Below are 24,597 nucleotides of genomic sequence, written 5' to 3'. Positions count from 1 at the left end.
TTCTCGAAAGGAGGCCGGCAGAATGCTGCGTAAAATTTCAGATTTCTTCCTCGGCTGTATCCGCCAGGTGGACCTGGTGCTGCTGGCCCTGTGTACCGGCGCCACCCTCTTTGGCTGCCTGATGATCGCCAGTGCCACCCACTATACAGGCTCTTATAAAAATGTCATTGTCCAGCTGGCGGCCCTGTGCCTGGGCATCGTGGCCTATGTGCTCATGAGTATGCTGGACCTGGCGGAGGTCAGCAAGCGCTGGAAGTGGCTCCTGGGGGCGAGCCTGGTGCTTATTTTCCTGCTGAAAACCCCCCTGGGCATGGACGGCGGCACCGGCAACCGGGCCTGGCTGGGCGTTTCGGGCCTCCCTGTAAATCTGCAGCCGGTGGAGATCGTGAAGCTGATTTTCATTGCTCTGCTGGCCCGGCAGCTTGTCTACCTGCAGGAGAACCGTGACCTGAAATCCATCCCCTCCATCGCCCTGCTGGGCGGCCATCTGGTCCTGATCGTGGGGGCCTATGCCGCAGTCTCCGGCGACATGGGCAGTGCCCTGGTGCTTATGTTCATCTTCGCCTGCATGTGCTTTGTGGCGGGGGTGGCCAAGCGCTGGTTCGTCATCGGCATCCTGGGCGGCAGCTTCGCCTTTTATGTGCTCTGGGAGGAGGATAAGATCAACCCCTATATGAAGGACCGCTTCCTGACCCTCTTTGACCACGACCTGGACCCCATGGACATTGGCTGGCAGCAGACCCGCAGCCTCCTGGCTCTGGGGGGCGGCAAGCTCACGGGCCAGGGCCTGTTTCACGGCACCCAGACCCAGTCCAAGAGCGCCTGGAGCCTTCCGGCCCGGCACACGGACTTCATCTTCTCCGTCATCGGCGAGGAGCTGGGGATGCTGGGGTGCCTGTTTACCATCGCCCTCCTGGCCGCCATCATCCTGCGCTGCGTCCTCATTGCCCGTCACGCCCAGCAGAGAATCGATATGTATATCTGCGTAGGCGTTGCGGCCATGCTGATTTTCCAGGTGATGTCCAACATCGGCATGTGCCTGTTCGTCATGCCCGTCATCGGTCTGACCCTGCCCTTTATCAGCTACGGCGGCACCTCCATCGTGACCTTGTTTGCCGCCATGGGCATGGTCTCCGGCATCCAAAAGCGGGCCCGCCCCGAGTGGCTGCGATAAAAACAGAAAAGAGAGACTTCACCGGGCACGGAGCAAGACCGCGCCCGGTTTTCGCACCCCGCATACCATCCGTAGGGGACGATGCCTACATCGTCCCGCCCCTACGCACACCAAGGACTGCCGGACTTGCACCGCACCCCTTGCAAAACTTCCTGTCATTGCGAGACCAGTTCGCAAACTGGTCGTGGCAATCCGTACTGTCATAAATCTCCTACATATCCGTTGTAATCCTCCGCCGGATATGCTATACTATACTATCTAAAAATAATATCCTGCCTGAATCGAGGGATGCTTTATGAAAATCGTTGTTTTGTCCGGCGGTCTCAGCACCGAGCGCAATGTGGCCCTGACCAGCGGTGCCGGTATATGCCGGGCCCTGCGCCGCCGGGGCCACCGGGCGGTGCTGGTGGATATGTTCCTGGGCCTGGAAAACTATTCCGGAGAAATAGAGAATATTTTCGACGCGCCCGACGGCCTGTGTGCCGACCACAGCGTCTCCTCCGCTGCTCCGGACCTGGAGGCGGTGCGCCGCTCCCGGAGGGATCAAAGCCCCTCCATGCTGGGTCAGGGCGTTTTGCAGGTGTGCGCCCTGGCGGACCTGGTGTTCCTGGCCCTTCACGGCTCCTGCGGCGAGGATGGCCGCATCCAGGCCACTCTGGACCTTTTGGGCGTGCCCTACACCGGCAGCAACTATGTCTCCAGCGGTATGGCCATGGACAAGGCCATCACCAAGCGCTTTATGGATGCCGAGGGCATCCGCACCGCCCCTTGGCACGATGTACACTATACCGAAGCCGACATTCCCGCTTTGGTAGAGAAGCTGGAGGTGCCCTGCGCCGTGAAGATCGTCAACGGCGGCAGCTCCATCGGCGTGGAGCTGCCGGATACCAAGGAGGAGCTGGAGGCCGCCCTGCACCATATGCTCCGCTACGGCGACCATGTGGTGGTGGAAAAGAAGATCAAGGGCCGGGAAATTCAGATCGCCGTCCTGGGCGACACCTATCTCCCCGCCGTGGAAATTATTCCCAAAAACGCCTATTTCGACTACGAATCCAAGTATCAGAAGGGCGGCGCTGTGGAGATTTGTCCCGCCCCCATCACCGAGGAGGAGTGGCATCAGGTGGGCCGGATGGCCCTGAAGCTCCACCGGGCCCTGGGCCTGTCCGTCTATTCCCGCACGGACTTCATCCTGGATGAGGAGGGCCGGGCCTGGTGCCTGGAGGTAAATACCCTCCCGGGCATGACCCCCACCAGCCTGGTGCCCCAGGAGGCTGCCGCCGTGGGCATGGACTATGATGCCCTGTGTGAGAAGATCGCAGAGGAGTCTCTGCGCGTGAGAAAGGCGGAGCGGCTATGATGATTCCCTGCACGGCCCGGGAGATCGCCGCCGCCACAGACGGACGCCTCCTGCAAGAGGGCGCCGCCGTCACCCGGGTCAGCACCGACAGCCGGGATATTCTCCCCGGCGACCTCTTTGTGCCCCTGGTGGGTGAGCGCTTCGACGGCCACGCCTATATAGACATGGCCCTGCAGAAGGGGGCCGCCGGGTGCCTGTGCGCCAAAATTCCCGAAAATTTGCAGCCCGGCAAGTTCTATATTGCCGTGGACGATACCGAGGCCGCCCTGGGCCGCCTGGCAGGCTGGTATCGGGGAAAATTCGACATCCCCGTGGTGCAGGTCACCGGCTCCGCGGGCAAAACCACCACCAAGGAGATGCTGGCGGCGGTGCTTTCCCAGCACTTCCGCACCCTCAAGACCTTGGCCAATTTCAATAATTTTGTGGGCACGCCTCAGACCCTCCTGCGCCTGGAGCAGGCGCATCAGGCGGCGGTCATCGAGACGGGTATGGACCACTTCGGGGAGATTCGCCGCATGGGTGCCATGGTGCGCCCCACCGTTGCCGTCATTACGAATATCGGCGACGCCCACATCGGCAACCTGGACGGCACCCGTGGGGGCGTCCTCCGGGCCAAGAGCGAAATTTTCGAAAATTTGCAGCCCGGCGGCCTGGCTGTTCTCAACGGCGATGACCCTCTGCTCAATACCCTGAAGCTGCCCTTTAAGACCCTCCGCTGCGGCGAGAGTGAGGGCTGCAATGTCCATGTTACAGACATCTGCGAGCGCGGCATTCAGGGCCTCACCTGTACCGTGACCACGGAAAAGGACACCTACCCCCTGACCATCCCCTCTCCGGGCCGGTTTATGATTTATTCCGCCTCCATGGGCGTGGCCATCGGCGAATATCTGGGCCTTACCAAGGACGAAATTATCCGGGGCGTGGCGGCCTATACCCCCACCGGCTCCCGGATGCGCCTGATCCACCGGCCCGGTGACCGTCTCATCATCGACGACTGTTATAACGCCAATCCCCAGGCCATGGCCGCGGCCCTGCGCCTGCTGGCCGCCACGGACTGCCCCCGCCGCATGGCCGTGCTGGGGGATATGGGCGATTTGGGCGACCTTTCCCCCAAGGCCCACACCGACATCGGCCTGCTGCTTAATGAATTAAAGCTGGACTGCGTGGTGGCCGTGGGCCATTGGATGACCCATTTGGCCCGTGCCGCCCAGGGCAATGTCTATCATTTCGACACCCTGGAGCAGTCCTATGACACCCTCCGCCGGGAGTTTACCCCCGGCACTGTGGCCCTGGTGAAGGCTTCCCACTCTATGCATTTTGAAAAAATCGTTGAGGAACTGGAAAAAGTATGATCGATATTGGCGTCACGGGACTTGTAAAGTCCTTCGACCTGGAAAAGAAAATACTGGACGGTCTCACCCTTCAGATCGACACCGGCGAGCGGGTGGGCATTTTGGGCCGCAACGGGGCAGGGAAGACCACCTTTTTTAAAATTCTCACCGGCGAGCTGGACTACGACAGCGGCGAGGTTTTCGTGGCCCCGGGCAAGCGTCTGGGCCTCATCTCCCAGATTCCCGTCTACCCGCCGGAGTACACCGTGGAGGATGTGCTGCGCACGGCCTTTTCCCGGATGGAGAGGCTGAAGGAGGAGATGGATGCCCTGGCGGAGAAGATGGCCGCCGGGGACAGTAGCGCCGCCACCTTAAAGCGCTACGGCGACCTCTCCGCCCGGTTCGAGGGCTTAGGGGGCTGGGATACCGACACCGCCGTGAGCAAGGTGGCAAACGGCCTCACCATTGACCAGTCCATGCGCGGCCGCCTTTTCTCCGAGCTCTCCGGCGGCGAAAAGACCCGGGTGAACCTGGGCCGCCTGATACTGGAGGACACGGACATCCTCCTGCTGGATGAGCCCACCAACCACTTGGACCTCCAGGCCACCGTCTGGCTGGAGGAGTATATTTCCAAGTTCCGGGGCACCGTCCTCACCATCTCCCACGACCGCTATTTTTTAGACCGCACCGTTACCCGTATCATCGAAATTGCCGACGGCAAGGCGGCGTTTTACAGCGGAAATTACAGCTTCTACGCCGTGGAAAAGGAGCGGCGCTATCAGGAGCGCATGAAGCAGTATCTCAAGGAGCAGGCCAAGATCCGGCAGCTGGAAAAGGCCGCCGATCAGATGCACCTGTGGGCCTTTATGGGTAACGATGCCCTTCATAAGCGGGCATTCTCCATGGAAAAGCGCATCCAGCGTATGCGCACCACGGAAAAGCCCACCAAGGCCAGGAAGATGAATGCCCAGTTTGCCAGCCGGGAGTTTCGGGGCGACGAGGTGCTGCAGCTTCGGGGCCTTACGAAATCCTTTGGAGAGCGGACCCTGTTCTCGGATATTTATCTTCGGGTGGAGCCCGGGGAGCGCATTGCCCTCCTGGGGGAAAACGGCACCGGGAAAACCACGCTGCTGAATATGATCGTAGGCTCTGAGCGGCCGGACAGCGGCTCCATCCGCCTGGGCCCTTCGGTGGTCACGGCGTATCTGCCTCAGATCATCCGCTTTGCCCACCCGGAGCGGAGCCTCCTTGACACCATGCTCTACGAGAAAAAGGGCATGACCGCCCAGAGCGCCCGCAATCGCCTGGCCCAGTACCAGTTTCAGGGGGAGGATGTGTTTAAGAGCGTGTCGTCCCTCTCCGGCGGCGAGCTTTCCCGCCTGCGCCTGTGTATGCTCATGGACGAGCAGACCAGCTTCCTGATTTTGGACGAGCCCACCAACCACCTGGACATTGCCGCCCGGGAGTGGGTGGAGGAGGCGGTGGAGGCCTTTGACGGCACCTTGCTCTTTGTCAGCCACGACCGCTACTTTATAAATCGCTTCGCCACCCGCATCTGGGAGCTCTCCGGGGGCACCGTCACCGACTATCCCATGGGCTTCACCCAATACCAATCTGTAAAAGCCCAGGAAAAGCAGGAGCCCCCGGCCCCCCGGGAGAAAAAGGCCGATACCCGCCCTGCCAAGGGAAACCGCTCCCAGCAGGCCGCCCGTCGGCAGCTGACCATCTGCGAGAATACCATAGCTAAGCTGGAGTCGGAGATTGCCGACCTGGACGGGCAAATGCAGCAGGTGGGCCGGGATCCGGATAAGCTGGCGGAGGTCTATGCCAAAAAACTGGAAACGGAGAACACCCTGCAGGAGCAGATGGCCCGCTGGGAGGAGCTGAGCCTGCAGCTGGAGGAGTAAATAAGAGATCGAAGGATGACAGAAAGGAGCGCACAGCAGTGAGCGACATTTTGTGTGTATATTATTCCCGCACCGGGAGAACGGAGAAGGCCATGGGCGAGATCGCCCGGGCTTTGGACGCGGAGCTGGTGAAAATCGAGGACGGCCAGGACCGCAGCAAGCTCCGGGGCTATCTGCGCTCGGGGATGGAGGCCATGAGCAAGAAGCTCTGCCCCATTGCCCCCCTGCAGACGGAGCGCCCTCTCCAGGACTACCGCCTGGTCATCATCGGCACTCCCGCCTGGGCGGGCCGGTGCGCCAGTCCCGTCAAGAGCTTTTTGGCTCAGAACGCCGAGTCCCTGCCCCTGGTTTCCTGCGTGGTCACCCGCAGCGGCGCAGACCGCTGCGACGATGTGCTGGCCCACATGGCGACATTCTTAAAGCGTATGCGCCTGACGGATGTTTCCCTGCGGCCGGACGACGCGGGATATGAATTCTGGCGGGATAAATTCATTCAGGACACCAAAAATGCCCTGGGCCTGTGACAGAGTATGATGGAAGATAAGCTCAGCCGCGCCGCCCTGCGTCTGCAGGAGGTGGAGCTGCTCCTGTCCCAGCCGGAGGTGTACGCAGACCCCGCTCGCCTGCGGGATCTGACCCGGGAGCAAAAGGAGCTGACCCCTGTGGTTCGGGCGTATGAGGCACTTCTCAGGGCCCGCAGCGCCCGGCAGGAGGCGGAGGCCATGCTCTCCGACCCGGAGATGCACGACCTGGCCCGGGAGGAGCTGCACCGGGCCAAGGAGCGGCAGGAGGCTCTGACAGAGGAGCTTCACCTTCTGCTCCTGCCCCGGGACCCGGACGATGACCGCAGCGCGGTCCTGGAGATTCGGGCCGGTGTGGGCGGGGAAGAGGGGGCTCTGTTTGCCGCCGACCTTCTTCGTATGTACCTGCTCTATGCCGATAGCTGCGGCTGGCAGACGGATGTGGTCCACCGCAGCGACACGGAGCTGGGCGGCGTGAAGGAGGCCACCCTCACCGTAGAGGGCCCCGGGGTCTATGCCCGGCTCAAGTTTGAGGGCGGCACCCACTGCGTCAAGCGCGTGCCGGAGACGGAGAGCGGCGGACGCATCCATACCTCCACCGCTACCGTGGCCGTGCTGCCCGAGGCGGAGGAGACGGAGCTTTACATCGCCCCGGAGGACCTGCGCATCGACACCTACCGCTCCGGCGGCGCCGGAGGCCAGCATGTGAATAAGACCGAGTCCGCCATCCGCGTCACCCACCTGCCCACGGGTCTGGTGGTGGAGTGCCAGGATGAGCGCAGCCAGTATAAAAATAAGGATCGCGCCCTGAAAATCCTCCGCTCCCGGCTCTATGCCCGGCAGCAGGCGGAGAGCGAAGCCGCCCGGGCCGCCCGGCGCAAGAGTCAGGTGGGCGGGGCCGAGCGCTCCGAGCGCATCCGCACCTACCGCTTCCAGGAAAAGATCGTGGTAGACCATCGCCTCACCGGGGAGCATAAGAGTTATCCCCTTGGCCCGGTGCTGGACGGGGACCTGGACGGCATTTTAGACGCCCTTACCGCCCAACAGCAGACCGAGAAATTATTACAGCAAGCAAATGACTAAGCAAGGAGGAAACAACCATGTTGACACAGAGAAAGATGCAGTATGATAAGGCGGGAGCCAAGGTGGCCGAGGCCCTGAACAAGCGCTATTTTGAGGCGTATTATTGCTCGGACCGGGCCGCGGCACTGGAGAAGATCCTGGAGCTGATCCCCCAGGACCATGTGGCCTCCTGGGGCGGCACTGCCACCGTGGACGAGTTGGGCGTCAAGGAGGCTCTGCGTCAGCGGGGCCAGGCCGTCATCGACCGCGACACCGCCAAGGACGCCCAGGAGCGCCAGCAGATGCTGAAGCAGGCCCTCACCTGCGACACCTTCCTCATGGGCAGCAACGCCATCTCCGCCGACGGCCAGCTGGTGAACATCGACGGTACCGGCAACCGGGTGGCCGCCCTGTGCTTCGGCCCGGACCAGGTGATAGTGGTGGCCGGCATGAATAAGGTGGCCGGAGACCTGGACGGTGCCATGCGCCGGGCCCGGCAGGTGGCCGCGCCTATGAACGCCCAGCGCTTCCCGCTGAAGACGCCCTGCGTTGCAAACGGCCTCTGCGCCGACTGCAAGGGACCCGACAGCATCTGCGCTCAGATCGTCATCACCCGTATGTGCAAGCCCGCAGGTCGCATCAAAGTCGTCCTGGTGGGCGAAGACCTCGGTTTCTAAAAAACGGGAAAAACCTTTTTCTAAAAAGAGGAATTCAATTTGAAAACAAGGGTATTTCACCCCGAAAACGGGGAAAATGAAATAAGGGAAGCGGCACAGATCCTGCGCTCCGGAGGCCTTTTGGGCATCCCCACGGAAACGGTCTACGGCCTGGGCGCCAGTGCTTTGAACGAGGACGCGGTGCTGCATATTTTCCAGGCCAAGGGCCGCCCCCAGGATAATCCCCTTATTATCCATGTGCCGGATGTCACCTGGCTGGAGCGCTACTGCGCCCAGGTGCCGGACACGGCTTACCGCCTGGCGGAGGCCTTTTGGCCCGGCCCCCTGACCATGATCCTGCCCAGAAAGCCCATCGTCCCCCTGCGCACCACCGGGGGCCTGGACACCGTGGGCGTTCGCTGCCCCGATCACCCCGTCACCCGGGCCATCATCCAGGAAGCGGGGGTTCCTGTGGCCGCCCCCAGCGGCAACACCTCAGGCCGCCCCAGCCCCACCAGCGCCGCCGATATGCTGGAGGATATGGACGGGAAAATTGACGGCATCGTGGACGGCGGGCCCTGCCGGGTGGGGGTGGAGTCCACCATTATCGACCTCACCGTTACCCCGCCCCGGCTCCTGCGTCCTGGCGGTCTGCCCTTGGAGGAGCTGCGCCGTATTCTGGGCGAGGTGGCCGTGGATAAGGCCGTTACGCAGAAGGTCACGGGCAGCGAGCCGCCCCGGGCTCCGGGCATGAAGTATCGCCACTATGCCCCCCACGCCCCGGTGACCGCCGTTACCGGCGAGGCTGGCCGCAGTGCCGCCTATATCCGCTCCGTCCTGCAGGCAGGGGAGGGGGTCATCTGTTTCGAGGAGTATCGGGACCTGTTTTCCGGCTTTCAGGTGCAGTCCTTGGGTGCATCCGGAGACTCCGCCCAGCAGGCCCACCGGGTCTTTGACGCTCTCCGGCGGTTTGACAGCACGCCGGTCACCGCCATCTATACCCAGTGCCCCGGGGATGCAGGCCTGGGCCTGGCTGTGGGCAATCGGCTGAAAAAGGCGGCGGGCTTTCACATCGTGGATGCCGACCGTTTGCCCCAGGCCGTCATCGGCATCACCGGCGGCACCGGCAGCGGCAAGACCAGCGCCCTTCGCGCCTTAGAGCGCCTGGGGGGCAAGGTCATTGACTGTGACGCGGTCTATCACCGGGAGCTGCGCCAGAACCCCGCCCTCCGCAGGGCTATCACCGGCGCCTTCGGGGATGTGTTCGCCGGAGACGAGCTGGACCGGCAAAAGCTGGGCAGCCAGGTCTTTTCCGACTCTGCCGCCTTGGACAGGCTCAATGAGATCGTCTATTTCCACCTCCTCCCGGTGATCCGCCGGGAGATGCAGGGCAGTCTCATTGTGGGCCTGGACGCCATTAACCTCTTTGAAAGCGGCCTGGCCGCCCTGTGCCGGGCTACCGTAGGCATCACCGCCCCCCGGGAGGACCGGGTCCTTCGCATCATGGCCCGGGACGGCATCACCGAGGACTATGCCCGCCTGCGCATGGCCGCCCAGCCCGCAGACGAATATTACACCGCCCACTGCAGCCATATTTTGGAAAACTGCCAGGAATCCCCGGCAGAATTTGAGGCGGTGGCCGAGAAATTTTTCAAAAATCTGATCCGGGAGGTATTTACCTATGAATGACGAGAGAAAGACCCAGCGGGAAAAGCTGCTGAGCCAGAGGAAGAACGGCTACGACCGCGTGCCCGCCCAGGAGATTCCGGCCATGGAGCGCTATTGCAGCCTCTATAAAACCTTTTTGCACCAGGGCAAAACCGAGCGCGAGTGCGCCCGGGTGGCCGTGGAGCTGGCGGAAAAGGCGGGCTTCAAGCCCTATGAGCGGGGCATGGAGCTAAAGCCTGGCGACCGTATCTATCGCGTAAACCGGGGCAAGAGCGTCATGCTGGCTGTCATAGGCAAGCAGAGCCTGGAAAAGGGCGCCCAGATCGTGGCCGCCCATATCGACTCCCCCCGCCTGGACCTGAAGCCCAACCCCCTGTATGAGGACAGTGAGCTGGCCTTTTTCAAGACCCATTACTACGGCGGCATCCGCAAGTACCAGTGGGTCACCATCCCCCTGGAGCTTCACGGCGTGGTGGCCAAGAAGGACGGCACCGTGGTGGAGGTGAAGCTGGGCGAGGACAAGGAGCCTAAGTTTGTCATCACGGACCTGCTGCCCCATCTGGGCGGTGAGCAGGGGAAAAAGCCTCTCAACGAGGCCGTCCCCGGCGAGAGCCTGAATATTCTTCTGGGCTCCTGCCCCTCCGGCGAGGAGGACGAGAAGGACCGGGTGAAGATGCAGATTTTGGAAAAGCTCTATGAGAAGTACGGCATCACCGAGGACGATTTCACCTCCGCCGAGCTGGAGGCCGTCCCTGCCGCCGCCCCCACGGACATCGGCCTGGACGCCAGCCTCATCGGAGCCTACGGCCACGATGACCGTGTCTGCGGCTTTGCGGCCCTGCAAGGGATTTTGGAGCTGGCAGAGCCGGAAAAGACCGCCGTGTGTATGCTGGCCGACAAGGAGGAGATCGGCTCCATGGGCGTCACGGGTATGCAGTCCGCCGCCTTTGACACCTTCCTTCACGACCTGTGCGACGGGCAGGGTGTCCCCCTGCGGGCCTGCTTTGAAAACTCCTTCTGTCTCTCCTGCGATGTGACGGCGGCTTACGACCCCAACTTCCCCGAGGTCTTTGAAAAGCGCAATGCAGCCTTCGTCAACCACGGCGTGGGCTTGTGCAAGTATACCGGCGCCCGGGGCAAGTCCGGCGCCTCCGATGCTTCGGCGGAGACGGTGGCCTATGTCCGCCGGGTGCTGGACGAGGCGGATGTCCTCTGGCACATTTCGGAGCTGGGCAAGGTGGATGCCGGCGGCGGCGGCACCGTGGCCATGTATATGGCCAACCGCAACATTGCCACCCTGGACGCAGGCGTGCCGGTGCTGAGCATGCACGCTCCCTTCGAGACCGTGGCCAAGCTGGACTGCTATATGACCTATAAAGCATGCAAGGCCATCTACGAGGCGGAATAAACGGAATAAAAAAGAAAGGCAAGGCCCTCCACCTCCGGAGAGCCTTGCTTTTTGCAATTTATAACAAAAATGTAGGGGCGGACGACTCTGTCCGCCCGCCGGTTTTGTACCGTATTTCCAATAATGTGTCATTGCGAAACCAGTGACCGATGTCACTGGTTGTGGCAATCCGCATCCCCCGTCCCCAGGCCCCCTTGCCTAAAGGGGGCAGACACGGCGAAGCCGTGCCTGGGGGATTCCTCTTCCGCACTACTTGTAACCCTCCGTAGGGGCGGGGTTCTACCCCGCCCGCCGGTTTTGTACCGCACCTCTTTCCGCACAAAGCGGCGGGGCCCTCACCCCGCCGTACCATAATTCTAATACGCCGTTACTTCTCCAGCGCCGCCGCCACAAACCCCCAAAACAGCGGGTGCGGCCTGTCCGGCCTGCTGAGAAACTCCGGGTGGAATTGACACCCCACAAACCACGGGTGTCCCGGCTCCTCCACGATCTCCACCAGCTGCCGGTCCGGGGACAGACCCGAGAGCCTGAGCCCCGCCTCCTCCAGCTCCGTGCGGAACTGGTTGTTGAACTCGTAGCGATGGCGGTGCCGCTCAAAGACCTCCGCCGTGCCGTAGGCTGCCCGGGCCCGGCTCCCCTCTGCCAGTACACAGGGATAGCGTCCCAAGCGCATGGTGCCGCCCTTGGCGGTCACGCCCACCTGCTCGGGCATCAGGTCAATGACCGGGTGGGCCGTCCGGGTGGTGAATTCCGTGCTGTCCGCGTCGTCCCATCCGGCCACATGCCGGGCAAATTCAATGACGGCAATTTGCATCCCCAGGCAAATACCCAAATACGGCACCCGATTCTCCCGGGCATACCGGGCAGCGGCGATCATTCCCTCAATGCCCCGGTCGCCAAAGCCCCCGGGCACCAGCACGCCCCCGCAGCCGGCCAGCATCTGGGCCGCATTCTCCTCCGTCAGCGTCTCCGAGTCCACCCAGCGGATGTCCACCTTGGCGTCGCAGGCCGTCCCTGCGTGAAACAGCGATTCCGCCACACTGAGGTAGGCGTCGTGCAGCCCGGTGTATTTGCCCACCAGAGCGATCTCCACTCTTCGGTGTGCCCCTAAGATTTTTTCCACCATAGCCTGCCAGTCTGTCATGTCCGGCACGCCGCTGCCCAGTCCCAGCTTGCGGCATACCACCGCGCACAGCCCCTCCTTTTCCAGCAGCAGCGGCACTTGGTATAGGGTGGAGGCGGTGGTGTTGGCGATGACGCAGTCCTCCTCCACATTGCAAAACAGGGCGATTTTTCGCCGAATGTCCTCTGTCAGGGGGCTGTCTGTGCGGCACACCAGAATGTCCGGCTGAATGCCCAGACTCAGCAGCTCCTTCACCGAGTGCTGGGTGGGCTTGCTCTTCAGCTCTCCGCTGCCGGGGATGGACACCACCAGCGGCACATGGATATACAGCACATTTTCCTTGCCCTTTTCCTTGGCCACCTGGCGAATGGCCTCCAGAAACGGCTGGCTCTCAATGTCGCCCACGGTGCCGCCGATCTCCGTGATGACCACATCCGTGTTCCCGTCATCCATGGCGTACACCCGATTTTTGATCTCGTCGGTCACATGGGGAATGATCTGCACCGTGCCGCCCAGGTAGCCACCCTGGCGCTCCCGGTTCAGCACGCTCCAGTAGATTTTTCCCGAGGAAATGGAGGCGTTGGCGTCCAGGGCCTCGTCCACGAACCGCTCGTAGTGCCCCAGATCCAGGTCTGTCTCCGCACCGTCGTCGGTGACAAAGACCTCCCCGTGCTGATAGGGGCTCATGGTCCCCGGATCCACATTGAGATACGGGTCAAATTTCTGGTTCTTCACCCGCAGCCCGCACTGCTTCAGCAGCCGTCCCAGGGACGCCGCGCATATGCCCTTGCCCAGGCCCGAAACCACGCCTCCGGTGACAAAAATGTACTTCATTCCACTATACCTCCCCAAACGCCTTATGCTTTATTTTCCGCTCTCCCCGTAGTTGGACAGCACCCGAGCCGACGGATCGGACACATCGCAGCCCTTCCATTCCCGGTTGGGCATCCAAAAGTCCTTGACCATCCGGGCCTGACCGGGGTAGTACTTCTCAAATATCTCCCGATACAGCAGGGATTCCTTGGTAAAGGGAGTGGCAAAGTCATAGGTTTTGCGCTTGCGCTCAAACTCCCGATCCGTGTACATGTCCTCGGCGAAGGCCTTCAGGTCGTCCACCATGGAGTGCCCCACCGCATCGGAGAAGGCCGCCTTCTGCCGCCAGAGGATGTCGTCGGGCAGGATGTGATCCTTTTCAAAGGCCCGCCGCAGCAGGAATTTGCCCATGTTGTAGGAGTTCATCTTCAGCTTCGGGTCAATGGACATCACATATTTCACAAAGTCCAGGTCGCCGAAGGGTACCCGGGCCTCCAGAGAGTTGGAGGAGATGCACCGGTCCGCCCGGAGCACATCGTACATATACAGCTCATCCACCCGCTTCTTGGCCTCCTGCTGGAAGGCCTCCGGGGAGGGGGCAAAGTCGGTGTACTTGTATCCGAACAGCTCGTCGGAAATTTCCCCGGTCATCAGCACCCGCAGGTTCGTATGCCTGTGGATGGCCCGGCAGCACAGATACATACCCATGCTGGCCCGGATGGTGGTGATGTCGTAGGTGCCCAGCAGGGAAATGACCTCCTCCAGGGTGTCCAGCACCAGCTGCCGGGACATAATGACCTCCGTGTGCTCCGCGCCGATGAAGTCGGCCACCTCCCGGGCGTATTTCAGGTCAATGGGGTCTAAGTCCATGCCGATGGCAAAGGTGCGGATCTTCTTCCCCAGGAGCTTGGCGGAGATGGCGCACACCAGGCTGGAGTCCAGGCCGCCGGAGAGGAGAAAGCCCAGGGGCGCGTCGGCGTCCAGCCGCTTCTCCACGGCGGCAATGAGCTTTTCCCGGATGTTTTTGCACACTGTGTCCAGGTCGTCGGTGCTGTACTGGGTCACGGTGGTCAGGTCAGCATAGCGCACGAAGCGTCCGTAGGCGTAGTAGTGCCCCGGAGGAAAGGGGCAGATCTCCTTGCACAGGCCCACCAGGTTCTTAGCTTCGCTGGCAAAGATGATGCTCCCGTCGTCCAGATATCCGTAGAACAGGGGCCGGATGCCGATGGGGTCCCGGGCGGCGATGAGGCTGTCGGTTTTGTGGTCGTAGATGATCATGGCAAATTCTGCGTCCAGCCGCCGGAACATATCCAGCCCGTACTCCTGGTACAGCGGCAGAATCAGCTCGCAGTCGGACTCGCTGCGGAAGGTAAAGCCCCGCTTCTCCAGCTCCCGCTTCAGCGGCCGGAAGCCGTATAGCTCCCCGTTGCATACCACCATGTCGCCGCCCAGGTGGAACGGCTGCATGCCCTCCTCCTGCAGACCCATAATGGCCAGCCTGTGAAAGCATAGCTGCCCGGTGCCCGCAGGCTCGATGCGGCTCTGGTCGGGCCCTCGGGAAAGGGTCCTGTCAAAGAACGGACGAACGGTCTGAGCCGTCAGGCTGGGGGATGTGAAGCCCATGATTGCGCACATAAAAAAACACCTCCGAAATAGTGGCAGCGATTCCTAAAAATTTTAGGACGAATCGCTGCGCATCCGTGGTGCCACCTAATTTGCTGAATTTTCAGCCGCTTTGCGGGGCTCAGGCAAGCCCCTGTGCATTAACGCCGCACGCCGCGTCTTTCCTACTGAGCCGAAGCCGTTCAGATCGCTGCTCCCGAGTGTTATTCGCGCCGCTTCTGTGCGGAGGGCTCCCACCGTCCCCTCCTCGCTGTGGCCGAGTGGCTGCGCTACTTGTCTCGTTCTCTGCATTTGGAAGTATGGTTTTCAAAGCGATCGTCCGCCTGAAAAATATGTTCCGATTCTACCGCCCCGGGCCCCATCCGTCAATGTTCCATGTGCCGAATATTTTGCCCCATTGTTAAAAAAAGATCATATTATGTGACAAAATTTCCCCTCCGGCAAAATTTTTTCTTGCATTGTCACCGCCGCCGTAGTATGGTAAGATTGATCCCGCTTTTGAAGCGGGTATTTTTTTGCCCAAAAATCCAAAGGAAGGCCCCTCCTGCATATCCCCGGCGGCCCGCTCACCGCACCTCTTGTACCCTCCGTAGGGGCGGGGTTCTACCCCGCCCGTTCTTCCGCACCTCTTGTAACGGACGCGGGGCGATGTGGGCATCGCCCCCTACGAAATCCTATCGGTAAACCCTCCGTAGGGGCGGACGCCTCTGCCCGCCCGTCGATTCCCCACCGCACCCCTTGCAAAAACCCTGTCATTGCGAAGCCAGTGCGCACACTGGCTGTGGCAATCCGCGTCCCCCGTCCCCACGGCCCCCTTGCCTAAAGGGGGCTGTCACGGCAAAGCCGTGACTGGGGGATACCGCTCTCACCGCACCTCTTGTAACCCTCCGTAGGGGTCGGCGTCCCCGGCGGCCTGTTTACCGAACTTCTTGCTGCGCTTTCGTAGGGGCCGATGACCCTGTTGCGGTGCCCAAAATTTCTGCGCTGCCTTACGGCTGCCGCTTAAAATTTTGACCGCGGCCACTCGCTCATCTCGCTTCATCCGCCACCGGCGGCGCTCGATTCGCTCCCCACATCGGCCCGCTCACCGCACCTCTTGTAACCCTCCGTAGGGGCGGGGTTCTACCCCGCCCGTTCCCGCTTCTCCGTAGGGGCGACCCTCGCGGTCGCCCGCCCCTTTTCTGAATTCTTGTAAATGCTTTTTAACAAAATTGTAAATTTCCTACCCTTGTATTGTAATCAAAAGAACGATATGATACAAATATAACCCCTAAAAGCGAAAAACAGAGCGCCCTTGCGCTCCGTTCACTCAAACACACCATGAAGAAAGAAGGTACTGCCATGAAAACTCTGAAAAAACACTGGAAATGGGCCGCCCTGGCCGCTGTTATCGTGCTGCTCATTGCAATTTTCACCACATGGCGGCCTGTGAAGAATCCCGCCACCCAGGAATATATCGTCGGCAGCGGCAATTGCCGGGGCCAGGTGGACACGGCACGGTTTTTGGCCGTTGATGACGCCTTTGCCATCGGCGCGGACGAGGACGGCATGGCCGTCTTCAAAAACCCCGCCAGGGCCCTCCGGGCTCTGCGCACCCATTACGGTGAGGGCATCTGGGCTGTCCAAAAAGAACTGTATATGTTGCCCCTTACCCCTTACACCTATAATCTCTATGGGATGTACGGCTGGCAGCTTACGGAGGGCACCGAAGAAGAACTGCGGCAGGCGCGTTTCGTCACCGGCTTTGTGGACATCTACGAAAACAGCTTCCAATAAGCGCTCACCCAATGATTTAACAAAAATTCCAATTTTTCATTGCATTAAAGCGAAGCATATTGTATAATTAACAAACAAAACGGAGAAAAACCATGCGCTTTTGCGTCGAAAGGAGACCCTTATGCGTTTAGCCGACAAACTGCTCCTCTGCGCCGCGGGCATTTACACTGCCCTGCAATGCGCCCGCATTCTTGATACTTTTCATGACTGGTTTTTTATGGAATACTTTTTTATCGGCACTTTCCTCCTCCTGGCTGCCATTGAGTATTTTAAGCTGCTCCGGGCCTATTTCCGAAAGAAGCGCAAAAATAGCGAAACCGCTGCCTAACCTGTTGTGCGTAGGGGCGGGGCTCTGCCCTGCCCGTGAGACTGCCGATAAAGTGGTAGGAATTACGATAACGGTAAGGAGGCGGAGGCCTGTATGAAAAAGAGAAGACACGACATTCCCTGGTGCAGAAAAGAAATCATCCTTGCGTGCATTGTCCTGTATGCAATAGCCCTTGTGTGCGCGTACTACTGGGCCACGGATGCTGAGATGCCGCTCAAGCTGCAAGCTATCCTGATTGCCCTGGGTATAGCTGCACCTACCTGCATTCTTCTGAACCTCAAAAGTATTCTTAAGAATGCAGGAGATTCCGCAGTGCCTCCCCGGGAGTAGAATCTCTCCTCAAGCATTCCCCCTGCCTTCTGCATAGGCAACGACGAAACCGCTTCCTAACCTGTTATGCGTAGGGGCGGGGCTCTGCCCTGCCCGTGAGACTGCCGATAAAGTGGTAGGGCGGGGTGCCCTCACCCCGCCGCCCGGGCTTGCACCGCATTTCTTCTAACCTGTCATTGCGAGGGCGCTCTGCGCCCGTGGCAATCCGCCCTCACCCGCCGCAAAAAAGCAGCGTACCGAATGGAGCCTTCGGTACGCTGCTTTTTGCGTATTTACTTTCCCTCTGCGGCCTTTTCCGCCGCCGAGGGGACGGCTTTTTCCCGCGTTACGATGGCCGCCGTGATCGCCGCCGTCAGCGGCACCGCCAATATAACGCCGACGCTGCTGGCCACGCCGCTGATGACCTCCGTGGCCACATACGGGGAGCTGATAAGCTGCCGGAGATTCAGCCCCAGGGAGCAGAGGTAGAGGATAAAGGAAAACCCGCTGCCCAAAAAGGCCAATATCAGCGTGTTGGTCATGGTGCCCACCATGTCCCGTCCAATGTTCATGCCCGAGCGGAAAAGGTCGCGTCCGCTGCGGCCCGGGGCCACTGCGTGTACCTCCGTCAGGGCCGAGGAGATGCTCATGGCCACATCCATCACCGCCCCCAGGGCACTGATGACCACCCCCGCCACCAGCAGGCCCCGCAGGCCCAGGGGGGTGCCCGTCTGCCGCAGCTGGAGCAGCGGCTCCACATCCGTTAGCCTGAGCCCGTCAATGTGCAGGATTCCCTGTGCCAGCAGGCCGAATAGCAGGGCCAGCGCCGTTCCCGCAATAGTCCCCAATGCCGCGCACACGGTTTTCCGGCACACGCCGCCCAGTATGACCATCGTTACAACGGTGATGTATGCGCATACCAAAAATACCGTCACCAGGGTAGGGGCCCCCTTCATCAGCAGCGGGATCAGCACATAGAATAGGCACGCCAGTGTCACCGCCAGGGCAATCAGGGACTTAGCGCCCACCTTGCCGCCCACGGCCACCGTCACCAGCAGGAATAGCCCCACGATCACCGCCAGACCCACCGCCCGGTTGTATTCGTATACCGTGGCCGTGTGGGTCCCGTCCGCATAGGTGGAGATCAGCAGCACCGCCGACTGTCCCACCTGCAGCGGCTGGCCGTACAGCGGCCCCACGAAGTTGGACACCTGCATGGTCTCGCCCTTGTACTGCCCTGTGCGCACCGTGGCCAGCAGCAGCTGCTCACCCCGGTATCCCCCGTCGGAAACCTCGTCCGTTTCGGTGTTGTCGGCCAAAACATCCGTAATCACGCCCCGCTCATATTCGGCGTAATCCTCGCCCCGGCTCTGGGACGGCTCCCGGCTCACCGCCGCCGCCCGCACAGCGAAAAACAGCACCACCGCCGCCGCCAGGATCAGGCAGCTCAGCCGGTTTTTGCGCCACCAGTCCCGTGCCTCCGGTCGTGTGCTTTTTCCCTTGACTTTCTTCATAGGGGAGACCTCCGTGTCTTTTTTTTCAGCATAGCAATTTCTCCCCCCGATGTCAAGGAGGCTGCCGATAAAGTGGCAGAACTTGCGATAACGGTACGGAGGGAAACCCGGAAAGGGCGTCCCTCTCCATTGCAGAGACCGAATCCAGCGAACGAATTTGGATATTTTCCACAATATAAACGTTGCTTTCCCTCTGTTTTTCACTAAAATAAAAAAAACGGTGGCAATCCCTATCCGAATATGGTAAAATATCCTCATTACCACGAAAAGTTTGCTCTCGTTTCCCGGCATCCTTCACAGCCTGCTGTCCTGGTCGACGGAATTCTAAGTAGCATTTCTTGCAGCGGTTGTGCAGGGTCGTCTCCCCACGCAGTTGGGGCAGGCGGCTTTTTCTGTCTCTGCGTACTTCGCGCAGGTTTTACAAAAGAGCGGTTTCGGATTTTTCATAGTGGCTTTATGATGAAAGAACGGATCCGCCTGCCCGGGCCGGGGGCAGACCGCCGTGCAAAATGAAAAGGAGGGATCATATTTGAAAATGAGAGGACATAGCAGACGGCTTCTGTCCGTTCTGCTGGCGCTGGTCATGCTGCTGTCGCTGTTGCCCGCGGCGGTGCTTGCGGCAGATGCGACGGCAAAGACCTTCAAAAAGGTCAAATCCGGCGATGAGCTAGTCACCGGCCAGTATGTGCTGGTAGACGAAAAAGGCTGCTCGCCCAAAGAACTCAGCGGCAACTGGGTCACCAAGACGACCGTTGCGGTCAACGGTGACACAGCCACAGCATCCGAGGGTATATGGACCATCACCGTAAGTGCAGACGGTGTTGTCCTTACCGATGCCAGCAATACATCCATTGCCCCTTCGGGCGGCAACAACAACGGCATTAAGAAAGGCGACTACAAGTGGGCCGTTGCTTTTGCCAACGGCACCTTCACCTTCTCGGGCCAAGGCACCGATACCGTGAAGCTGGCCGGAAATACCGGCGCTGACAATAAGTACAGAGCATATAAGAACAAGACTATTTCCGGCTATGCCGATAGCTATCCCTGCAATTTCACCCTCTACAAGCTGGACACCGTTTCCGCCCGCCAGAGCGGCATCGTCACGGACCTGACCACCCTGCAGGACGGCGACACCGTAGTGGTATTCAACCCCGCCAATGGGAAAACTCTGTCCACAGAGTACAACGGCTTCTACAACAAAGGCACCGATGTGACCCTGACCGACGGCAAGCTCGAGGGCTTTACCGCCGCCGATAAATGGACTCTCGGCGTCAACGCCGACGGCACCTACACCTTCGCCACCGCCGATGGTAAGAAGCTGGCCATGGGCGCAAAATTCACCAGCACGCCCCTGGACGAGGTCAACCAAAGCTGGAAGATCACCCCCGCCGCCACCAAGGACTGCTTCTATATTCAGAATACCGTCCGCAATAACTACATCGAGTGGTACGCGGACAAGGGCAATTGGAGCAGCTACTATAATATAGGGAATAACGAAGCCCTCTTCGCCCAGCAGCTCTACCTGGTGATCGACTCCGACCAGCCCTCCGCCGGTCTCCCCAAACCCGGCGACCAGGTGGTCATCTACAATCAGAATGCCCAGGCTGTCCTGGCTGCGCAGAACGATAATGCAACCAGCCCCGCCATCAACAAGGCCGCCGCCACCATTAAAGACGGCAAGGCTGCCTGCGCCAACGGCGCCGCCGTGTTCACCGTGGAAAAAAGCGGAGACTACTACCGTTTCTATAACAAGACCTACGGCTACCTCTGCGCGGGCGGCACCGGCAACAACGCTTTTTATAGCGCCACCGCCAGCGACGATGCCGATTGGCTCCTGCGCACCTGCTCCGGCGGCGTAGGCGGCTACGAGATGGAGCACCGCACCGCCAAATTTAGCGGCAAGTACAGTCAGTGGCTGGAGTATTACAGTGACAGCTTCAAGGTCTATTCCATGTATAATGTCACCGACTACACCATCTACTCCTTCTCCTTCTACCCCGTGGGCCCGGGTACGATCTCGGACGGCGTCGTGAATAACCCCGCCGTGATCCTGGGCGACCTGCCCGATGCCTATGTGGGCACGGACTATTCTTTCCCCTTCACCGTGGACGCCCCCTTCGGCGTGCGGGGTGACATCACCGCCAAGCTCAATGGCACATCCCTCAGCGTCACGAAGGGCGAGGATGGCACCTACACCGTCACCATCCCCGCCGCCTCCGTCACGGGCGATAAGCTCACCGTGAACATCAAGGGCGCGGACAATAAGTATATTCCCATCTCCGCCGCCGCTGAGATCACCGTCAAGGACGAGCCCGTCCTTGCCGATCCCACCCCTGCCCGGGGCAGCCAGACCGGCGAGAATAAGCGCCCCACCATCTCTGTGGCCCTGGATAATGCCGGCCAGAACCCCACCGTCACCATGACCGTGGGCGGCAAGACCGTGACAGCCACCTATAAAAATAGCCGCGTCACCTACACCCCCGCTGCCGACCTGCCCCAGGGCCGTACCGAGGTCACGGTGACGGTCAGGCGCGCCGATGGCAAGAGCGCCAGCATCACCTGGTTCTTCACCGTCGGCGCCACAAAGTATCAGCACTACTTCGGCCAGCTCCATAGCCATACCCAGTATTCCGACGGTGCCGGTCCCCTGACCGACGCGCTGCGCTATGTGGAGAATCTGCCTGCCAGCGCCAATGTCCAGTTCGTGGCCTTCACCGACCACTCCAACTATTTCGACTCCTCCTCCAGCCCCAATGTGGAGGCCGCCCTCTATGACACCTCCTTGGTCAAGGATTCCGATGCCAACCACAGCTGGAAGACCTACAAGGACACCATCGCCAAGTTCAACGAGGACAACGCCGGCAGCATGGTGGCCATCGGCGGCTTCGAGATGACCTGGTCCGGCGGCCCCGGCCATATCAACACCTTCAATACCCCCGGCATCGTCTCCCGCAACAATAAGACCCTGAATAATAAGACCGATGATGCGGGCATGAAGGCCTATTACGCCCTGCTGAGCCAGGCCGAGGGCGCAACCTCCATCAGCCAGTTCAACCACCCCGGCACCACCTTCGGCAACTTCAAGGATTTCAACTACTGGGATCCCGTCATCGACAGCCGTATGTACATGGTGGAGGTGGGTAACGGCGAGGGTGCCATCGGCGCCGGCGGCTACTATCCCAGCTATGAGCAGTACATCATGGCGCTGGATAAGGGCTGGCACCTGGCCCCCACCAACAACCAGGATAACCACAAAGGCAAGTGGGGCAATGCCAACGATGCCCGGGATGTTATCCTCACCGACGATTTCAGCGAGCAGGGCATCTACGAGGCCATCCGCGCTCTGCGTATGTATGCCACCGAGGATAAGAATCTGGAGCTGACCTACACCGTCAACGGGCTTATGATGGGCTCCAGCATCACCGAGATCCCCGATAAGCTGAATGTCGAGGTCACCGTCAACGATCCCGACGCCTCCGACTCCATCGCCAAGGTGGAGGTGGTGGCCAACTCCGGTAAGGTGGCCTACACCTGGGATAACGCCGCCCAGCTCAGGAGCGGCAAGCTCTCCGCCACTCTGGACCCCAGCTACAGCTACTACTTCATCCGTGTCACCCAGAAAGACGGCGACCTGGCCGTCACCTCCCCTGTGTGGGTGGGCGAGAGCCTGAAGCTGGGTATCTCCAACATGGTCTGCGGTACCGCCACCCCCGTCACCGACGAGGAGCTGACTCTCACCACCACCTTCTTCAATAGTGAGGATAGCGATGCCACCATCAAGTCCCTGACCTACAGCATCGGCGGCACCGTCATCGGCACCGATAAGACCGGCTATACCCTCGCCAAGAGCAGCACCCTGGATGTGCCCTTCAAGTATACCCCCACCGCCGCCCGGGTCTTTACCGTGCAGGTCACCGCCGTGGTGGAGCAGGGGAATAACGAGTACACCTTCACCAAGACCGTCGGCCTGGATGTTCTGAATGCCGACTCCCTGGTCTACATCGGCATCGACGCCTCTCATTATAATGAGTATGTGTCCGGCAACTATAAGGACAGCATGGGCAACTTCGGCAATCTCGCCGCAGACCACAGCGTCCGTACCGTTCAGCTGAACACCGGTGCGGATCTCATCGCTGCCTGCTCCAATCCCAAGTATAAGGCTCTCATCCTCACCGCCCCCAGCCGCCGCCTGGCGGATGCCCAAAAGGACCCCAAGACCTACTCCGATGCGGAGCTCAAGGCCCTGGCTGCCTTCAACGCCGCCGGGGGAACGGTCATCCTGGCCGGCTGGAGCGACAACTATGAGAACTACGAGGTCATTCAGAAGAATCCCGCCATCAAGCATATGGCCGAGACCCAGAACGATGTGCTGAAGGCCCTGGGCTCCAGCCTCCGCATCAGCGACGATGCTACCTACGATGATGTTCGCAGCGCCGCCGACGGTGTGGATAAGTGGAGACTCTACTTCAGCACCTATAACACGGATAACTTCCTCACAAGCGGCGTCATCGTGGACGCTGACCACCCCTACGACAAGCTGTACACCGAGCGCTTCAGCCACTACGGCGGCGCCTCCATCTATGCCGTGGATGCCGGCGGCAATCCTACCTCCGCTCTCCCCGCCACCGTATCCCCTGTGGTCTACGGCCACGCCACCACCTATTCAATCGATGTGGATAAGGACGGCAAGGGCGGCGCAGGCACTCCCAAGTACACCTATGCCGAAAACGACAACCGCCTGCTGGTCATGGCCACCGAGCAGCTGGCGGGCAAGGGCCTCATCGTGGTCTCCGGCGCGGCCTTCATGTCCAACTTCGAGGTCCAGGCCCAGCTGGATAACGGCGCTGAGAAGAACTATTCCAACTATCGCATCTGCGAGAATCTGGTCAGTTATCTCAACCCCGTGCAGCTCAGCACCATCGACCAGATCCATCAGCAGCCCGAGGAGGGCTTCAAGTACACCGTGGAGGGCATCGTCACCTCCAACGCCTCCGGCCACGATAAGGATACCGCCTTCTTCGATTGCATCTATATCCAGGATGAGACCGGCGGCATCAACTGCTTCCCCGTGGCAGGGGACTTCAAGATCGGCGACAGGGTCCGTGTCAGCGGCACCACCAGCTCCTATCAGGGCGAGCGCCAGCTGGCCGTGACCAAGATCGAGAAGATCGGTGACGGCACCCCCGTTACGCCCTTGACCGTCACCTCCACTCAGGTCAACGACGGCTCCGTGCTGGGCCGGCTGGTCACCCTCAAGGGTATCGTCACCGCCATCGAGATGGCCGAGGGCAAGGTCCAGACCATTCTGGTCCGGGATCCTCAGGGCAAGGTAGCCCGTGTGTTCATCGACGGCTATATCTGTCCCGAGAGCGAGGTGCAGAACCTGAAGGTGGGCTGCGCCATCGAGGCCACCGGCCTTGCCTCCTATGACAATACCTTCGTCCTCTCCGATGGCACCGCCATGGCCCCCCGTATCCGTATCAGCAACCGCGCGGATGTGATCTGCACGGATCACACCCATGCCTTCGGTGCCTGGACCGTCACCACCCCCGCCACCTGCACCGCCTCCGGTGCGGAGACGCGCAAGTGCGCCTGCGGCGAAACCGAGACCCGTCTCCTCCCGGCCACGGGCCATACGGACGCCAATAAGGACGGTAAGTGTGACCTCTGCGGCCAGACCCTCACTCCCGCCACCGGCGACACCATGCACCTGACCCTCTGGCTCAGTCTCATGGCTCTCACCGCCCTGGCCGGTGTGACTCTGACCCGGCAAAAAAAGCGCCGGACCTGACTCCGGGGCAAAATGAAAAAGAGGGCGCATCCGAAATGCCCCTCCCATAAGTCGCAGAAACGGTGTAACCCTTGCGGTTGCACCGTTTTTGCGTCATCGTGTCAAAAAAGTCTCGCAGAGTTTGCCGCCCGCAGGCGGCAAAGAAATAAAATCATTTTCTCTCGCGACATGTGCGTGAGAGAAAATTCCTCTCAGGCTGCCAGTGTGGAATTTGTGTGTCTACGGCGCACAAATTA

At 60.6% G+C, this 24,597-nt stretch carries 16 protein-coding genes and 1 other annotated feature; of the genes, 13 read left to right on the top strand and 3 right to left on the bottom strand.

The window, feature by feature from the left end:
* The first annotated feature begins 22 nt into the window (after positions 1 to 22).
* From KI236_RS05860 to KI236_RS05820, 9 genes are all read left to right on the top strand, one after another.
* Entirely contained in the window at positions 23 to 1,174 is a 1,152-nt protein-coding gene (locus KI236_RS05860) for an FtsW/RodA/SpoVE family cell cycle protein (RefSeq protein WP_212820131.1), read from the top strand.
* Positions 1,175 to 1,469: 295 nt separating this feature from the next.
* Positions 1,470 to 2,531 (top strand): D-alanine--D-alanine ligase family protein, encoded by a 1,062-nt coding sequence (locus tag KI236_RS05855; protein ID WP_212820129.1) that lies wholly within the window; start codon positions 1,470 to 1,472, stop codon positions 2,529 to 2,531.
* Positions 2,528 to 3,883, top strand: coding sequence for a UDP-N-acetylmuramoyl-tripeptide--D-alanyl-D-alanine ligase (locus KI236_RS05850; RefSeq protein ID WP_228738093.1), 1,356 nt, complete (start codon positions 2,528 to 2,530; stop codon positions 3,881 to 3,883). The genes KI236_RS05855 and KI236_RS05850 overlap by 4 nt, the downstream gene beginning before the upstream one ends.
* Positions 3,880 to 5,769, top strand: coding sequence for a ribosomal protection-like ABC-F family protein (gene abc-f / locus KI236_RS05845; protein ID WP_212820127.1), 1,890 nt, complete (start codon positions 3,880 to 3,882; stop codon positions 5,767 to 5,769). The genes KI236_RS05850 and abc-f overlap by 4 nt, the downstream gene beginning before the upstream one ends.
* Before the next feature lie 38 nt (positions 5,770 to 5,807).
* Entirely contained in the window at positions 5,808 to 6,293 is a 486-nt protein-coding gene (locus tag KI236_RS05840; protein ID WP_212820125.1) for a flavodoxin family protein, read from the top strand.
* Positions 6,294 to 6,299: 6 nt separating this feature from the next.
* Positions 6,300 to 7,373, top strand: a complete 1,074-nt coding sequence (gene prfA / locus KI236_RS05835) for a peptide chain release factor 1 (protein ID WP_329958969.1) — start codon at positions 6,300 to 6,302, stop codon at positions 7,371 to 7,373.
* A 17-nt stretch (positions 7,374 to 7,390) separates the two neighbouring features.
* Positions 7,391 to 8,029 carry a lactate utilization protein gene (locus KI236_RS05830; protein WP_212820123.1) on the top strand — a complete coding sequence of 213 codons (639 nt, stop codon included), beginning with the start codon at positions 7,391 to 7,393 and terminating at the stop codon, positions 8,027 to 8,029.
* A gap of 39 nt (positions 8,030 to 8,068) precedes the next feature.
* Positions 8,069 to 9,697, top strand: coding sequence for an L-threonylcarbamoyladenylate synthase (locus KI236_RS05825; RefSeq protein WP_212820122.1), 1,629 nt, complete (start codon positions 8,069 to 8,071; stop codon positions 9,695 to 9,697).
* Positions 9,690 to 11,084: an aminopeptidase gene (locus KI236_RS05820; protein WP_212820119.1), complete on the top strand. Its 1,395-nt coding sequence runs from the start codon at positions 9,690 to 9,692 to the stop codon at positions 11,082 to 11,084. Before KI236_RS05825 ends, KI236_RS05820 begins: the two co-directional genes overlap by 8 nt.
* A gap of 367 nt (positions 11,085 to 11,451) precedes the next feature.
* On the opposite strand, the gene KI236_RS05815 is transcribed toward KI236_RS05820, so the two are convergent.
* A complete protein-coding gene (locus KI236_RS05815) occupies positions 11,452 to 13,041 on the bottom strand; it encodes a CTP synthase (RefSeq protein WP_212820118.1) in 1,590 nt (529 codons plus the stop codon).
* Positions 13,042 to 13,071: 30 nt separating this feature from the next.
* Complete coding sequence (gene asnB, locus KI236_RS05810; RefSeq protein ID WP_212820115.1) at positions 13,072 to 14,655, bottom strand: asparagine synthase B; 1,584 nt, start codon at positions 14,653 to 14,655, stop codon at positions 13,072 to 13,074.
* Between the two features lie 40 nt (positions 14,656 to 14,695).
* Positions 14,696 to 14,938 (bottom strand) — a binding site (T-box leader).
* Between the two features lie 1,046 nt (positions 14,939 to 15,984).
* Here asnB and KI236_RS05805 point away from each other — a divergent pair.
* The 3 genes from KI236_RS05805 (at position 15,985) to KI236_RS05795 (ending at position 17,077) form a co-directional block, all read left to right on the top strand.
* The gene (locus tag KI236_RS05805; protein ID WP_212820113.1) at positions 15,985 to 16,419 is read left to right on the top strand and encodes a hypothetical protein; all 435 of its coding nucleotides are present in this window, start codon (positions 15,985 to 15,987) and stop codon (positions 16,417 to 16,419) included.
* A gap of 121 nt (positions 16,420 to 16,540) precedes the next feature.
* Complete coding sequence (locus KI236_RS05800) at positions 16,541 to 16,747, top strand: hypothetical protein (RefSeq protein WP_212820111.1); 207 nt, start codon at positions 16,541 to 16,543, stop codon at positions 16,745 to 16,747.
* 93 nt (positions 16,748 to 16,840) lie between these two features.
* The gene (locus KI236_RS05795; protein ID WP_212820109.1) at positions 16,841 to 17,077 is read left to right on the top strand and encodes a hypothetical protein; all 237 of its coding nucleotides are present in this window, start codon (positions 16,841 to 16,843) and stop codon (positions 17,075 to 17,077) included.
* A gap of 272 nt (positions 17,078 to 17,349) precedes the next feature.
* Here KI236_RS05795 and KI236_RS05790 read toward each other — a convergent pair whose 3' ends face one another.
* Positions 17,350 to 18,570, bottom strand: coding sequence for a YibE/F family protein (locus KI236_RS05790; protein ID WP_212820107.1), 1,221 nt, complete (start codon positions 18,568 to 18,570; stop codon positions 17,350 to 17,352).
* 535 nt (positions 18,571 to 19,105) lie between these two features.
* On the opposite strand from KI236_RS05790, the gene KI236_RS05785 reads away from it, so the two are divergent.
* Positions 19,106 to 24,361, top strand: a complete 5,256-nt coding sequence (locus KI236_RS05785) for a CehA/McbA family metallohydrolase (protein WP_228738117.1) — start codon at positions 19,106 to 19,108, stop codon at positions 24,359 to 24,361.
* Positions 24,362 to 24,597: the final 236 nt, after the last annotated feature.

It is taken from the genome of Vescimonas fastidiosa, from assembly GCF_018326305.1.
GTDB lineage: Bacteria > Bacillota > Clostridia > Oscillospirales > Oscillospiraceae > Vescimonas > Vescimonas fastidiosa.
The sequence above is the reverse complement of the archived record's forward strand: the minus strand, read 5'-3'. Positions and strand labels throughout refer to the sequence as shown.

Excerpts from the sequence above, each read along its gene's own strand:
- KI236_RS05860 (WP_212820131.1), top strand. The coding sequence starts at position 23 with ATGCTGCGTAAAATTTCAGATTTCTTCCTCGGCTGTATCCGCCAGGTG.
- KI236_RS05855 (WP_212820129.1), top strand. The coding sequence starts at position 1,470 with ATGAAAATCGTTGTTTTGTCCGGCGGTCTCAGCACCGAGCGCAATGTG.
- KI236_RS05850 (WP_228738093.1), top strand. The coding sequence starts at position 2,528 with ATGATGATTCCCTGCACGGCCCGGGAGATCGCCGCCGCCACAGACGGA.
- abc-f (WP_212820127.1), top strand. The coding sequence starts at position 3,880 with ATGATCGATATTGGCGTCACGGGACTTGTAAAGTCCTTCGACCTGGAA.
- prfA (WP_329958969.1), top strand. The coding sequence starts at position 6,300 with ATGATGGAAGATAAGCTCAGCCGCGCCGCCCTGCGTCTGCAGGAGGTG.
- KI236_RS05830 (WP_212820123.1), top strand. The coding sequence starts at position 7,391 with ATGTTGACACAGAGAAAGATGCAGTATGATAAGGCGGGAGCCAAGGTG.
- KI236_RS05820 (WP_212820119.1), top strand. The coding sequence starts at position 9,690 with ATGAATGACGAGAGAAAGACCCAGCGGGAAAAGCTGCTGAGCCAGAGG.
- KI236_RS05815 (WP_212820118.1), bottom strand. The coding sequence starts at position 13,041 with ATGAAGTACATTTTTGTCACCGGAGGCGTGGTTTCGGGCCTGGGCAAG.
- asnB (WP_212820115.1), bottom strand. The coding sequence starts at position 14,655 with ATGTGCGCAATCATGGGCTTCACATCCCCCAGCCTGACGGCTCAGACC.
- KI236_RS05805 (WP_212820113.1), top strand. The coding sequence starts at position 15,985 with ATGAAAACTCTGAAAAAACACTGGAAATGGGCCGCCCTGGCCGCTGTT.
- KI236_RS05800 (WP_212820111.1), top strand. The coding sequence starts at position 16,541 with ATGCGTTTAGCCGACAAACTGCTCCTCTGCGCCGCGGGCATTTACACT.
- KI236_RS05795 (WP_212820109.1), top strand. The coding sequence starts at position 16,841 with ATGAAAAAGAGAAGACACGACATTCCCTGGTGCAGAAAAGAAATCATC.
- KI236_RS05790 (WP_212820107.1), bottom strand. The coding sequence starts at position 18,570 with ATGAAGAAAGTCAAGGGAAAAAGCACACGACCGGAGGCACGGGACTGG.
- KI236_RS05785 (WP_228738117.1), top strand. The coding sequence starts at position 19,106 with ATGAGAGGACATAGCAGACGGCTTCTGTCCGTTCTGCTGGCGCTGGTC.